At 68.6% G+C, this 14,066-nt stretch carries 13 protein-coding genes; 3 read left to right on the plus strand and 10 right to left on the minus strand.

The features are described from left to right. The first annotated feature begins 45 nt into the window (after positions 1–45). Positions 46–1,650 carry an adenylate/guanylate cyclase domain-containing protein gene (locus AC4ELH_RS25540; RefSeq protein WP_498887528.1) on the plus strand — a complete coding sequence of 535 codons (1,605 nt, stop codon included), beginning with the start codon at positions 46–48 and terminating at the stop codon, positions 1,648–1,650. Between the two features lie 96 nt (positions 1,651–1,746). On the opposite strand, the gene topA is transcribed toward AC4ELH_RS25540, so the two are convergent. The 3 genes from topA to AC4ELH_RS25555 all read right to left on the minus strand — a co-directional run bounded on the left by topA (position 1,747) and on the right by AC4ELH_RS25555 (position 5,570). Then, complete coding sequence (gene topA, locus AC4ELH_RS25545; RefSeq protein ID WP_498887530.1) at positions 1,747–4,572, minus strand: type I DNA topoisomerase; 2,826 nt, start codon at positions 4,570–4,572, stop codon at positions 1,747–1,749. Positions 4,573–4,674: 102 nt separating this feature from the next. Next, positions 4,675–5,268, minus strand: a complete 594-nt coding sequence (locus AC4ELH_RS25550) for a hypothetical protein (protein ID WP_448445364.1) — start codon at positions 5,266–5,268, stop codon at positions 4,675–4,677. Between the two features lie 98 nt (positions 5,269–5,366). After that, complete coding sequence (locus tag AC4ELH_RS25555) at positions 5,367–5,570, minus strand: cold-shock protein (protein WP_003882601.1); 204 nt, start codon at positions 5,568–5,570, stop codon at positions 5,367–5,369. A 297-nt stretch (positions 5,571–5,867) separates the two neighbouring features. Between AC4ELH_RS25555 and AC4ELH_RS25560 the strand changes: the two genes are divergently transcribed. Next, the gene (locus AC4ELH_RS25560; protein ID WP_498887533.1) at positions 5,868–8,222 is read left to right on the plus strand and encodes a DEAD/DEAH box helicase; all 2,355 of its coding nucleotides are present in this window, start codon (positions 5,868–5,870) and stop codon (positions 8,220–8,222) included. 278 nt (positions 8,223–8,500) lie between these two features. Then, positions 8,501–9,526, plus strand: a complete 1,026-nt coding sequence (locus AC4ELH_RS25565) for a PAS domain-containing protein (RefSeq protein WP_448445360.1) — start codon at positions 8,501–8,503, stop codon at positions 9,524–9,526. Here AC4ELH_RS25565 and AC4ELH_RS25570 read toward each other — a convergent pair. The 7 genes from AC4ELH_RS25570 to ssd are packed head-to-tail and all read right to left on the minus strand — an operon-like array spanning position 9,523 to position 14,025. Then, positions 9,523–9,849 (minus strand): Rv3654c family TadE-like protein, encoded by a 327-nt coding sequence (locus AC4ELH_RS25570; RefSeq protein ID WP_448445358.1) that lies wholly within the window; start codon positions 9,847–9,849, stop codon positions 9,523–9,525. The genes AC4ELH_RS25565 and AC4ELH_RS25570 overlap by 4 nt on opposite strands. Before the next feature lie 16 nt (positions 9,850–9,865). Then, positions 9,866–10,192 carry a TadE family type IV pilus minor pilin gene (locus tag AC4ELH_RS25575; protein WP_448445647.1) on the minus strand — a complete coding sequence of 109 codons (327 nt, stop codon included), beginning with the start codon at positions 10,190–10,192 and terminating at the stop codon, positions 9,866–9,868. A gap of 8 nt (positions 10,193–10,200) precedes the next feature. Next, on the minus strand, positions 10,201–10,404 hold the full coding sequence (locus AC4ELH_RS25580; protein ID WP_055118101.1) for a DUF4244 domain-containing protein: 204 nt from the start codon (positions 10,402–10,404) through the stop codon (positions 10,201–10,203). Between the two features lie 27 nt (positions 10,405–10,431). Further along, positions 10,432–11,013: a type II secretion system F family protein gene (locus AC4ELH_RS25585; RefSeq protein WP_448445356.1), complete on the minus strand. Its 582-nt coding sequence runs from the start codon at positions 11,011–11,013 to the stop codon at positions 10,432–10,434. Beyond that, complete coding sequence (locus AC4ELH_RS25590) at positions 11,010–11,792, minus strand: type II secretion system F family protein (RefSeq protein WP_498887536.1); 783 nt, start codon at positions 11,790–11,792, stop codon at positions 11,010–11,012. The genes AC4ELH_RS25585 and AC4ELH_RS25590 overlap by 4 nt, the downstream gene beginning before the upstream one ends. Beyond that, the gene (locus tag AC4ELH_RS25595) at positions 11,789–12,949 is read right to left on the minus strand and encodes a TadA family conjugal transfer-associated ATPase (protein WP_498887538.1); all 1,161 of its coding nucleotides are present in this window, start codon (positions 12,947–12,949) and stop codon (positions 11,789–11,791) included. The genes AC4ELH_RS25590 and AC4ELH_RS25595 overlap by 4 nt, the downstream gene beginning before the upstream one ends. Next, positions 12,946–14,025, minus strand: a complete 1,080-nt coding sequence (gene ssd / locus AC4ELH_RS25600; protein WP_498887540.1) for a septum site-determining protein Ssd — start codon at positions 14,023–14,025, stop codon at positions 12,946–12,948. The genes AC4ELH_RS25595 and ssd overlap by 4 nt, the downstream gene beginning before the upstream one ends. Between the last annotated feature and the right edge of the window lie 41 nt (positions 14,026–14,066).

Below are 14,066 nucleotides of genomic sequence, written 5' to 3' on the forward strand. Positions count from 1 at the left end.
CCTGGGGCCCGATACGGTGAACGGGTGACCGCGGAGGCAATACCCATGAGGCGAATCAATGCATTCGTCCGATGGGTGGCGCGTACCCCGTGGCCGGTGTTCACGCTGGGCATGCTGCAGGCCGACATCATCGGCGCGCTGTTCGTGCTCGGCTTCCTGCGCTTCGGTCTGCCTCCCGAGGACCGCATCCAGCTCCAGGATCTGCCAGTGCTCAACCTGGCGATCTTCCTGGGGTATCTGTTCGTGTCGTTCACCGTCGGCGCCTACCTGGCCCTGCGCCTGCTGATCCCGGTGATCCGATGGCAGCGCCGCGACACCCTGCTGACGAAGTCGGACCCCGGCATCACCGAGTTGGCCCGCGTACGGGCGCTGAAGATGCCCTTTTACCGCACCCTTATCAGCGTCACGAACTGGCTGCTGGGCTCGATCGTGTTCATCGTGGCCAGCTGGCCGGTGGCCAGTAAGTCGGCCCCCGTGGTTCTCGTCGCCACCGCACTCGGCGCGACGGCCACGGCGATCATCGGCTACCTGCAGTCCGAGCGGGTGCTGCGGCCGGTTGCGGTGGCCGCGCTGCGCGGCGGGGTTCCGGAGAACTTCCGCGCTCCAGGGGTGATCCTGCGCCAGGTGTTGACCTGGGTGCTGTCGACGGGCGTGCCGGTCCTTGCCATCGTCCTGGCGCTGGTGGCCAGCAAGTTCTCGATCCTGACCGCATCGGCGGACCGGCTGATCACCCCGCTGTTGCTGTTGGCCGTGGCCGCGCTGGTGATCGGGCTGTCCGGCACCGTGCTGGTGGCGATGTCGATCGCCGACCCGCTGCGCCAGCTGCGCTGGGCGTTGGGCGAGGTGCAGCGCGGTAACTACAACGCGCACATGCAGATCTACGACGCCAGCGAGCTGGGCCTGCTGCAGGCCGGGTTCAACGACATGGTGCGCGAGCTGGCCGAGCGGCAACGACTACGTGACCTGTTCGGCCGCTATGTGGGTGAGGACGTCGCCCGACGCGCCCTGGAGCGCGGCACCGAGCTCGGCGGCCAGGAACGCGATGTGGCGGTGCTGTTCGTGGACCTGGTGGGTTCGACGCATCTGGCGTCGACGATCCCGGCCGGCGACGTGGTGAACCTGCTCAACGAGTTCTTCCGGGTCATCGTCGACACGGTCAACCGGCACGGCGGATTCGTCAACAAGTTCCAGGGTGACGCGGCCCTGGCCATCTTCGGTGCCCCGATCGAGCATCCCGACGCCTCCGGCGGTGCGCTCGCGGCTTCCCGTGAACTGCACGACGAGCTGCTCAGCGTGCTGGGCACCGACACCGAGTTCGGTATCGGGGTGTCGGCCGGCCGCGCGATCGCCGGCCATATCGGTGCTCAGGCCCGGTTCGAGTACACCGTGATCGGCGATCCGGTGAACGAGGCCGCCCGCCTCACCGAGCTCGCCAAGCTGGAAGAGGGCCATGTGCTGGCCTCGGCGATCGCGGTCAGCGGCGCCCTGGACGCCGAGGCACTGAGCTGGGACGTCGGCGAGATCGTCGAACTGCGCGGACGCACCGTGCCCACTCAGCTGGCCCGCCCGATGAACCTGGTCCTGCCACGGGATCTGGAGCGCGAAGCCGAACGCGATGTCACCGACGACGATGTGCGGAGCTCGACCTAGACGCGCCTCACCGCCGAATGGCCAGTTATTGCACGCCTTTTCGCGAAGCACGTGACATAACTGGCCGCTCGGCGCACAACACGGGGCTCGAGCAGGTCAGGCCTTCTTGGCTGCGGCCTTCTTCGCCGGGGCCTTCTTGGCAGCGGTTTTCTTGGCGGCAGCCTTCTTCGCCGGAGCCTTCTTCGCGGCCTTCTTCACCGGACCACGGGCCCGACGATCGGCCAGCAGTTCCGAGGCGCGCTCGTCGGTGATCGAGGCGACGTCGTCGCCCTTGCGCAGGCTGGCATTGGTCTCACCGTCGGTGACGTACGGACCGAACCGCCCGTCCTTGATCACCATCGGCTTACCCGAGGCCGGGTCGGTGCCCAGCTCACGCAGCGGCGGGGCCGCAGCGGCCTGGCGCCCACGGCGTTTCGGCTCGGCGTAGATCTTGAGGGCCTCGTCGAGGGTGATGGTGAACATCTGTTCCTCGGTGGCCAGCGAACGAGAGTCGGTGCCGCGCTTGAGATACGGACCGTAGCGGCCGTTCTGCGCGGTGATCTCCTCGTTGTTCGACGGGTCGACACCGACCACCCGGGGCAACGACAGCAGCTTGAGCGCGTCGTCCAGCGTCACGGTCTCCAGATCCATTGTGCGCAAGAGAGATCCGGTGCGCGGCTTGGGTCCGGTCGGCTTCTTGCCCTTCTTGGCCGTCGTGCCGGCATCCGGATCCTCGGGGGGTTCCGGGAGGATCTCGGTGACGTAGGGACCGAATCGTCCGTCCTTGGCGACGATCTCGTGCCCGGACACCGGGTCGATACCCAGCACGCGGCCCTCTTGCGGTGTGGCGAAAGCCTTCTCGGCCAACTCGAGGGTCAGCTCGTCGGGCGTCAGCTCATCCTTGAGGTTGGCGCGCTGCGGCTTGAGCTCCCCTGGATTGTCCGGGTCGGCGATCATCCGCTCCAGGTACGGGCCGTTGCGACCGACCCGGACCACCACGGCGCGACCTTCGTCGTCGTCGAAGAGCTTGATGGAGTTGACTTCTCGCGCGTCGATGCCTTCGAGGTTGCCGCCGACGAGGTGCTTGAGGCCACCGGCGCGGGCGATGGATCCCTCGACGCCGTGCTCACCGCCGAAGTAGAAGTTCGACAGCCAGTTGGTGCGTTGTTCCTGGCCGTTGGCGATCTCGTCGAGCTCGTCTTCCATGGCCGCGGTGAAGTCGTAATCCACCAGGCGGCCGAAGTGTTGCTCCAACAGTCCGATGACGGCAAAGGCGACCCACGACGGGACCAGCGCACTGCCCTTTTTGACCACGTAGCCGCGGTCCTGGATGGTCTTGATGATCGAGCTGTACGTCGACGGGCGGCCGATACCGAGTTCTTCGAGGGCCTTGATCAGCGACGCCTCGGTGTAGCGGGCCGGCGGGCTGGTGGTGTGCCCGTCGGCGGTCAGATCGGCGGCGTCGACGCGCTGGCCCTGGGTCAGGTTCGGCAGCCGGCTCTCGGCGTCGTCGGCCTCACCGCCGGCCTGCTCGTCGAGGCTCTCGACGTAGGCCTTCAGGAAGCCCGCGAACGTGATGGTGCGGCCGGACGCGTTGAAGACAACCTGCTCACCGCCGGCGGCAGTGCCCGCGATTCGCAGCGACAGCGTCGTACCGCGCGCATCGGCCATCTGGGAGGCCACGGTGCGCTGCCAGATCAGCTCGTAGAGCCGGAACTCGTCGGTGTCCAGCTGCGCGTGCAGCTGCCCCGGGGTCTGGAACACGTCACCGGCTGGGCGGATCGCCTCGTGCGCCTCCTGGGCGTTCTTGACCTTGCGGGTGTACTGCCGCGGCGACGGATGCACGTACTCGTCACCGTAGAGCTGCCGCGCCTGATTGCGTGCGGCGTTGATGGCCGACTCCGACAACGTGGTCGAGTCGGTACGCATGTAGGTGATGTAGCCGTTCTCGTACAACCGCTGCGCGATGCTCATGGTCCGCTCCGAGGAGAACCGCAGCTTGCGGGCGGCCTCCTGCTGCAACGTGGAGGTCATGAACGGCGCGTAGGGCTTGCGCGTGTACGGCTTCTGCTCGACGGAGCTGACGGCCAACTGGGCGCCGCGCAGACCGGCGGCCAGGGCCCCGGCGCTCGCTTCGTCGAGCACGAGCACCTCGTCGGGCTTCTTCAACTGGCCCAGCGAGTCGAAATCACGGCCGGCGGCGACGCGGCGGCCGTCGACGGTGTTGAGCTTGGCGGTGAACTTGGGCGGGGTGGCCTCCGGGTCGGAGACCGACGCGTCCAACTCGGCGCTGACGTCCCAGTACCCGGCGCTGCGGAACGCCATGCGCTCCCGCTCACGCTGCACGATGATGCGGGTGGCCACCGACTGCACCCGGCCCGCCGACAGCTTCGGCGCGACCTTCTTCCACAGCACGGGCGACACTTCGTAGCCGTAGAGCCGGTCGAGGATGCGGCGGGTTTCCTGCGCGTCGACCAGCGCGATGTCCAGGTCACGGGGGTTTTCCGCGGCGGCCCGGATCGCGGGTTCGGTGATCTCGTGGAACACCATCCGCCGGACCGGCACCTTGGGCTTCAGCGTCTCCAGGAGGTGCCAGGCGATCGCCTCACCCTCGCGGTCACCGTCCGTTGCGAGGTAGAGCTCGTCGACACCCTTGAGCAGGTCTTTGAGCTCGGTGACAGTGCTCTTCTTCTCGGGGCTGACGATGTAGAGCGGTTCGAAGTTGTCGTCGACGTTGACCCCGAGGCGCGCCCACGGCTCGGATTTGTACTTGGCGGGCACGTCAGCGGCATTGCGCGGCAGGTCACGGATGTGCCCGCGGGAGGATTCGACCACGTAATTGGAGCCCAGGTAGCCGGCGATCTTGCGCGCCTTGGTCGGCGACTCGACAATCACGAGTCGCCGGACATTCCCCTTGCTACCGCTGCCGCTATCGCCAGCCAACGTGCTTACGCTCCACTTCTATAGTTGCCGCGCCACGCCCGGCAACTGACAATTTCGCATTACGCGCGAGCCTACGCAAACCGGCTCTCCGCATGTGCACCATTAAATACGTGGCCATTGCGCCAACGCGGAGGCCTCCCCGGGCGGTTCCCCGACATTCTCCACCAGGCGTGACAGGCGTCGACGCCCACTGATCCGCAGGGCCGGATGGGAGCCTCTGGTCCCGATCAGAGTCGGGGCGATTCCTACCCGCATCATGGCCGCGGCCAGCGGAGCATGGGTATCGGGCGCATGCGGGTCCAGCCCCAGCAGGTAACGGTCGTCGGCCTCGGGTGTGCCCGCCGCCAGCGTCCAGGCCCGCAACTCGCGGGCACCGGGCAGCCATCGGGGCGGCACTGTCTTGACCGCGCCCCTAGTCCATTCCCCGGCGATCAGCATCAACTGCGGATCCAGCGCCGTACGCACCAGCGGGTTGTTCTCGTCGGTCCGGGAGATCTCCGGCACCAGCCCAACCTCGGTGATCATCTCGGCCAGGCCCTTGGCCCGCCACAGCTCGGCGACGACCACCGAGATCCGGGCCGCCTGCCGACCGCCGCTGCTCGCCAGAACGATCTGTCCCGGCCCGGCAAGCACCCCGGTCAGGTCGGCCACCGCAGGCGGCACCGACTCAGCCGAGAAGAAGGACAGCTGGCTCACAAACCGACACTAGGCCAGCGCAGGCCGCAAAAACGAGAACACCCCCGCGGTGTCCGATTTTGGACTCACACGGGGGTGTCTCTTTGGGTTTGTTTGGCTCAGATGGCCCGAACACCCGTGGCCTGCGGCCCCTTGGGGCTCTGGCCAACCTCGAACTCAACCTTCTGGTTCTCCTCCAGGGTGCGGAATCCGCTGCCCTGGATTTCCGTGTAGTGGACAAACACGTCGGCAGAGCCGTCCTCCGGAGCGATGAAGCCGAAGCCCTTTTCCGCGTTGAACCACTTCACAGTTCCCTGTGGCATCTTTTGTTCTTTCCTTCTCTTTCAACCGGGTGCGGTCCACCGACTTCCGGTGCACCGGGCCCGTTCCGACCGCCATCCTTCGTGGAGTCGCCCGGAACTGACCCGACCTACAACCCTCGCAGGAACCGCGATCGCAACGACGATCCTGCGAGTGCGAGTACAAACACAGAAGCTGCGACCGTGATCAGTCAACCATGTTCGGGTCGGCTGCGACAGTCTTGTCGTGCGGCGCGTGGTGAACAATTCGTTTACAAATCCGGGCCGTTGTCGGCGGGGTAGATCGTAGGAGGACGGACAGTGCTGGATCAGGGGGCGGATTTCGGCCGTGAGCTGCTGGCTTGCACTGTCGACGGCACCCCTTCCGGGGAAGATCCGCTACGCCATGTTGCGGATATACCGGCGCGGCCCGGCAAACCAGATCGATGGCCGCAATGGGCCCATCCGGAGGTCATTCAGGCTTTGCAGGACCGCGGCGTGACCGCACCGTGGTCGCATCAGCTCGCCGCCGCCGAATTGGCCCGCGCCGGCCGACATGTGGTGGTGTCCACGGGAACCGCATCGGGTAAGTCCCTGGCCTACCAATTACCGATCCTCTCGGCGTTGGCCGAGGACCGGCAGACCCGGGTGCTGTACCTGTCCCCGACGAAGGCGCTCGGACACGACCAGCTGCGTACCGCACAGAACCTGACAGAGACCGTCGCCGCTCTGCGGGACGTGGCGCCGGCGCCGTATGACGGTGACAGCGCCACCGAGGTCCGTCGGTTCGCCCGGGAACGGTCGAGATGGATTTTCTCCAATCCGGACATGATCCATCTGTCGCTGCTGCGCAACCATGCCCGATGGGCGGTGTTCCTGCGTCACCTCAAGTACGTCGTAGTCGACGAATGTCATTACTACCGTGGCATTTTCGGTTCCAACGTGGCGATGGTACTGAGGCGCCTGTTGCGATTGTGCGAGCGATATTCCGCCGACGGCTCGGTACCGACGGTGATTTTCGCGAGTGCCACCACGGCGTCACCGGCCGAGACGGCCGCGGAGTTGATCGGGCAGACGGTGGCCGAGGTGACCGAGGACGGCTCACCGCAGGGCGCCCGCACGATCGCGTTGTGGGAACCGGCCCTGCTCGACGATCTCACCGGCGAGAACGGCGCGCCGGTCCGGCGTTCGGCCGGCGCCGAGGCCGCCCGGGTCATGGCCGACCTGATGTCCGAGGGCGCACGCACGTTGACCTTCGTCCGGTCCCGGCGCGGTGCCGAACTCACCGCGCTGGGAACCCGGGCCCGGTTGGAAGACACCGCACCGGAGCTGGCCGATCAGGTGGCGTCCTACCGGGCCGGTTTTCTCGCCGAGGACCGCCGCGAACTGGAGCACGCCCTGACCGACGGCCGGCTGCGTGGGCTGGCCACCACCAACGCACTCGAGCTCGGTATCGACATCGCCGGACTCGATGCTGTGGTGATGGCGGGGTTTCCCGGCACCGTCACCTCGTTCTGGCAGCAGGCCGGGCGGTCCGGCCGGCGCGGACAGGGCGCGCTGATCGTGTTGATCGCCCGCGACGATCCCCTGGACACCTACCTGGTGCACCATCCCGCGGCACTGCTGGACAAGCCGATCGAGCGGGTGGTCATCGACCCGACGAATCCACACGTGCTGGGCCCGCAGTTGCTCTGCGCCGCAGCCGAGCTGCCGCTCACCGCGGCCGAGGTCAGGTTGTGGAACGCCGAGGCGGTGGCCGAAACCCTGGTCGACGACGGACTGCTCCGGAAGCGGCCCAGCGGCTATTTCCCCGCACCCGGTGTGGATCCGCACCCGGCCGTGGACATCCGCGGCTCCAGCGGCGGTCAGATCGCGATCCTGGAGGTCGACACCGGCAGGATGCTGGGCAGCACCGGCGCCGGGCAGGCGGCGTCGTCGTTGCATCCCGGCGCCGTGTATCTGCACCAGGGCGAGACCTTTCTGGTCGACTCGTTGTCCTTCGAGGACGGGGTGGCGTTCGTGCATGCCGCCGATCCGGGCTACAGCACGTTCGCCAGGGAACTCACCGACATCGCCGTCACCGGTCCCGGCGAGCGCAGGACGTTCGGCCCGGTCACCGTGGGCCTGGTTCCGGTGTCGGTGACCAACACCGTGGTGGGTTACCTGCGCCGGCGGATCGATGGCGAGGTCATCGATTTCGTGGAACTGGACATGGCGCCGAGCACCCTGGACACCATGGCCGTGATGTGCACCATCACCCCGGAAGCGTTACAGGACAACGGCATCGATCTGCTGGCCATGCCGGGAAGTCTGCATGCCGCCGAGCACGCAGCGATCGGTCTGCTGCCCCTGGTGGCCAGCTGCGACCGCGGCGACATCGGCGGAGTCTCGACGGCCGTCGGACCGGTCGACGGTTTGCCGTCGATCTTCGTCTACGACGGCTATCCCGGCGGGGCGGGTTTCGCCGACCGCGGATTCCGCAATCTGAGTACGTGGTGGGGCGCGACTGCCGACGCGATCGAGGCTTGTGAGTGCCCGCAGGGGTGCCCCTCGTGCGTGCAGTCACCGAAATGCGGCAACGGGAACGACCCGCTGGACAAATCGGGCGCGATACAAGTGCTCCGCCTGGTGCTCGGCGCGCTGAGTACGTCCTCAGCGGACCCCCGACCGCGTTGACGACCGACCCCTCGACGGCCGACTACGCGGATCTACTACTGCGTGGCTGCATTCGGCCACGCCGAACACACAGACGGTGCGACGAACGGTCGGACAACGCGATCCGTTCCCAATCCCGGAGGCCGGGCGCAGTGGCAAATTACGTGAACTCACTCATGTTTGCAACCCGACAGACCCGGCTTCGGGTATCTGCGACCGTAATCCGCAGTTTTCTCCTGCGGATCACGTCGTCGTCGCACGCGTAATACAGCTACCCACACCCCGGTAAAATGCCGCGCATGACCCACGACTGGCTGCTCGTGGAGACACTGGGTAGCGAGCCTGCCGTGGTCGCGCGAGGTCTGCAGACGAAGAACCTTGTCCCGATCAGTGTGTTTCTACGACGAAATCCGCACCTGATGGCAATTCAGAGCGCCATCAGGGAAACCGTCCAGGCCGGCCAGGGCCTCAGCACCATCACACCCAAGAATGACCGCGTAATCCGCACCGAAGTGGTGCGGATGTCCGACGGGCAGATCCACGGCGTCCACGTCTGGATCGGGCCGATCGACGTCGACCCGCCCCAGCGGCCGGTTCCCGGCCCGCTGGTCTGGGACCTGACCGCAGGCGTGGCCACCGATACCCCTGAATCGCTGCGTAACAGCGGAATGAACCCCGAAACCGAAGCCACCCACGACCGGACGTTCGCAGACGATCTACCGGCCCGGGACCTCAACGGCAGCGAGGCCAAGGTGCTGGCCATGACCGTCAAGCCCGTGGTCGGCAACACCTTGTGCACCACCTGGGATGTCACCGACCATCGCGGGGAGACCATCACGGTGGGATTCGTGGCCCGGGTGACCCTGGAGCCGCGCGACGACGGCGCCGACCGGATGGTCTGCCGGGCGATGAACTGGCGCAGCGAGCGCGACTCCCCGGTGACACCCGTCGACAACCTGGCGCAGCGCATCCTCAACGGACTGGCCTGCCCCGGTGTGCACCGGGCCCTGGTCGGCCTCGACGACTGGAAGTTGTTGAAGTGGCTCGACGAGCCCGCACCGTTCTTCGACTGGCGTCACCGCGACGGCGGGCCCGCCCGCATCCACCCGGCCGACGCCCGGCACATGGCCCGGATGACCTCGGATTTCACCGACGGTGTCACCACCGCGGTGCTGCGGATGCGCGCTGAAGACGGCGGCTGGCAGCCGGTGCACATGACGATCAACCGGATCGAACTCGACGACGACACCTTCGCCGGTCTGATCGCGCTGCGGCTACCGACCGACGACGAGGTCGCCGCGGCGGATCTCGACCGGCTCGACTAATCGGCGGTGTCCACCGGTCCGGCGCGAGCGGCTGCGCGGGCCGGACCGACGCCCCACCGGCCGAGGCGCACCGGGACCGATACCTCGAGCACCACGTCGAGGCCGTCGATCCGGCAGGCGCCCAGGTCCGAACGCAGCCGCACCGCGATCTGGGTGGCCTGCGCGCACGCCGCGTCCGGTCCGGACACCACGGCTCCGGCGGCGCCCAAGGCCGCCAGATCCGCTGCGGCCTGGGCCCGGTGCCGGGCCGTGACGGCAGCACCGAGGTAGGCACCACCGGCCGCGAACGCGATCACCATCGCGATCATCGCCGCGGCCAACACCGTGGCCGAACCGCGCTCACCCGATTCCCGGTTCGGGCACCGCGGCCGCCTCGGCGGACACCGTGAACCCCGGCAGTGCCGTCGCGGCGCTGACCCGGGCGACCACCAGACCGCCGTCGCGGGCGAGATGCACCACCGCGCCGGACGGGGCGATACGCCGAGCGGCCGCCGTGGCCGTATCGCCCTCACCCCGGGCCGCCAGGCGGGCGGCTTCGCGCGCTGCGTCGATGCACCGGATCTGCATGCCCATCGCGCCAAGGCCACCGACACACAACACCAGGACAGCCACCAGAGCTGCGATGGCAATAGCCGCCTCGACCGTGACCGCACCCCGGTCATCCAGCCGGTCATCTAGACGTTGGTGTTCAGCGCCCGACTGATGATGTTGGTCAGCGCGCTCACGATCGAATCGCCCGTGACCACGGTGTACAGGATCGCCCCGAACGCCGCAGCGGCGATCGTGCCGATCGCGTATTCGACGGTGCTCATCCCTGATTCGTCGAGCATCAGCAGTGCCGCCCTGGCATTCGCCCGCTGAATCATGTTTCCCGCCATGATATTTCCTCCCTCTGCGATGTGTACTCACAACAAACCTGAACCCAGCACGTCACCGGCCAGGCCGGCGACCACAGGAACCACTCCGAGGCACACGAACGCCGGCAGGTAACACAGCCCCAACGGTCCGGCGACCAGTACCGATGCCCGTTCTGCCACCGCGTCGGCCGCGGCAGTGGCATCGTGTCGAGCCTGGGCGGCCAACTCGGCCACCCCGTCGGCCAGAGCACTGCCCGATGCCGCCGAGCGGCGGGCCAGCCGCAACAGGGCGTCTGCGTTCTTGTCTTGCGGCACTGTGTCATTGCCACCGGACCAGGCCGTGGCCGGATCCGCTCCGAGCGCCAGCAGCTCAGCCGCGCGCCGCAACATCGGTGCCAGTGACGGTGGCGCCGACGCGGTGGCGGCTGCGGCCGCGGTCGACACCGCCATCCCGGCGGCCAGACATGCGGAGAACAGGTCGAACGTCGAGGCCGCAGCGAGCGGATCGTCGGTGTGCACCCGCCGTGGGCCCGTCTGCGGCCCCGGTGCGGGCGCAGCACGGGACCGCACCCGCGCCGGATCCGCACCGACCAGCAGTGCCAGAGCGAGAAGCACTGCTGGCCAACTCATCCCAGTGCCCTTTCGGTGATCCGGTCCGACCACATCAGTCCGGCGCAGGCCAGCAGTACGCCGATCACCAGCAGCCAACCACCTACCCCTGGACCGCACAGGAACACCAAGGGCTGCGCTCCGATCAACTGCCCCAGTGCAATGCCCGCCACCGGCAACCCGGCCAGCACCGCTGCCGTCGCCCGTGGGCCGGCCATCGCCGCTTCGACGTGAGAGGAAAACCGTTCGCGCTCGACGATGTCGCGCTGCGCGGTGCGCATCAGGGTGGCGATCGACAGGCCGTATGCATGAGCCAGTCGCCAGCAGACCGCAAGCCGTTGCCAGTACATCGGCAACTGCGAAGTTGACGCGACATCTTCCAGACCGGCCGCGACATCGGCGCCAAGACGGGCCCGGGCGGCGACAGCGCCCATGCCCTCGCGTACCGCCCCGGACACCTCGCCGGCCGCAGTGCCAAAGGCGCTCACCGGATGGACACCGGTACGCAGTTCACCCACCAATACGTCCAAGGCGGCCTGCAGTGACGCCGATTCCTCCAGCTGCCGCCGCCGCGCACGGCGACGCCGCCGGCGTACGACGACCGTCCCCGACACCAGTGCCGTGGCCACCGCGACCGGCAGCGAAACCAGCCAGGCCAGAACAACTCCCAGGACCACCACGACGGGCACCACCCGAACACGCCGGCGAGCAGCCTCCACCCGCCGCAGCGCCGCAGCGCGCCGGGGCATGACCGGCCACAGCAGAAGTGCGGCAGCCAAGGCCAGTGCACTCCCCGTCACGGCGATACCCGCCGGTCCACCAAAGTATCGAGAATCTCTGCACCGCAGCCCAATCCCGTGTCGGCGTCCCACGCCGTCACGACCTCGAGCTCACCCCTGGCCGCGCGGCGCAGCACCGCGATCTCGGAGAGCCTGCGCCGCCCGGCGCCGTCGCGCCCGACGTGAAGCAACACCTGCACGGCTGCCGCCAGCTGGCTGACCAGCGCGGCACGGTCCAGGCCGCCGAGCGCACCGAGCGCCTCCAACCGGGCCGGCACTTCCGCGGGGTTGTTGGCATGCACGGTGCCTGCTCCACCGTCATGTCCGGTGTTGAGTGCGGCCAGGAGGTCCACCACTTCGGCCCCGCGAACCTCACCGACGACGATCCGGTCCGGGCGCATCCGCAACGCCTGCCTGACCAGGTCGCGCACGGTGACCTCACCAACGCCTTCGACGTTGGCGCCCCGAGCCACCAGCCTGACCAGATGTGGGTGCGGCGGGGCGAGTTCGGCGGCGTCCTCGACACAGACGATGCGTTCGTGAGCGGGGACGGTACCGAGCGCGGCGGCCAACAGCGTTGTCTTACCGCAACCGGTGCCCCCGGAGATGAGGAACGCCAGCCGGGCCCGGATGATCGCGCGCAGCAGGTCCGCGGCCTGCTGCGGGATCGCCCCGGATTCGGTGAGGCTGTCGAGATTCTGGGTGGCCGGGCGTAACACCCGCAGCGACAGGCAGGTTCCCGCAGCCGAGACCGGGGGCAGCACCGCGTGCAGGCGCACGGTGAACGGACCGATGCCGTTGAGCTGGCCGTCCACCCAGGGCTGCGCCTCATCGAGGCGGCGACCGGCCAGCAGCGCCAACCGCTGCGCCAGCCGCCGGACCGCGCTCTCGTCGGGGAAACAGACTGTGCTGCGGTGTAATCCGTTGCCGTCGTCCACCCACACCGCGTCGGGGGCGGTGACGAGCACATCGGTGGTGGTCGGCGCGCACAGCAACGGTTCCAGAACGCCGGCACCGGTCAGTTCGGTCTCCAGCAGCCGCAGATTGCTGAGTACCTCGGTGTCCCCGAGCAGACCGCCGGACTCCGCCCGGATCGCCGCGGCCACCACGCCGGGGTTGAGCGGAGAGGCTTCGGCCACCAGCCGTTCGCGTACCCGGTCGATCAGCGAGGCGCTCACGCCGACTCCTGCACAGGGTGCCCGGCCAGGACCGACAACACCCGACGCGCGGCTGAACCCAGCGGTGAACGTGGCCGCACCCTCAGTCCGCCGCGCTCCAGCACCTCGGCGATGCCGGCTTGCGGTCGCATCGCCGCCAGCAGCGGCAGGTCGACGATGCGGGCCACCTCGGTCGCCCGCAGCCCGCCCGGTGACGGTCCCCGCACCACCACGCCGGCGTTGGGGTTACAGGCCAGCACCCACGGGCGCGCAGCGGTCGCGGCAGTACACGACCGCACGTCGGCCGGTGCCACCAGGACCACCAGATCGGCTGCATTCAAGGCGGTTTCGGCGGCTTCGGTGGCGCGCCGGGGCACGTCACAGACCACCGTGACGCCGCCGCGGCAACCCGCCTCGATGACAGCCGCCACCGGCCCGGCCTCGATATCGGCGCCCGAGCGCCCGCTGGAGAGCACGCTGACCTCGTCCCGCCGCGGCAGCGCGTCGCGAAGCGCCGGATATCCCAGCCGGCCACCCTGCAGGGCCAGGTCCGGCCAGCGGAGGCCGGCCAGATCCTCACTGCCCGCCACCAGGTCGATCCCCCCGCTCCACGGATCGGCTTCGATCAGCAGCGCAGCCGGCGCCGATTGGGCCAACGCCACCGCGAACACCGATGCCCCGGCACCGCCTCGAGCGCTGACCACCGCCACCGCCGGGCCGCGGCCGCCGGCGTCGCGACAGTCCGCTTCGGACAGAACCGCCACGAGGTCGGCGTCCTGGGCGGGCAGTGTCATCACATGCTGCGCGCCGACGGAGACCGCCGCCTGCCAGTCATCCGGCTGCGGTTCCACGTGACCGACGAGGATCACCCGGGGGCGGCGCGGTAACCCGCGCGTGGCGCACCTCAGAGCGGCCGCGGCGTCGAGCAGCACGGCGGCGGCCGCCGCCCACGCCTTGCGCCCGGAGGGGTCGTCGACGACGACGAGGCCGACACCGGCGGCAGCCGCCACCCGCGACACGTCCTCACGCAACTGCGGATCGCCGATCAGCGCCAGCACGGTGCCGGACGGGATGATCGTGATGCTCGGAATGGCCATGTGCCCACCCTGCGGGCAACGACAGGGCCGGCACCATCACC

It is taken from the genome of Mycobacterium shunyiense, from assembly GCF_058270075.1.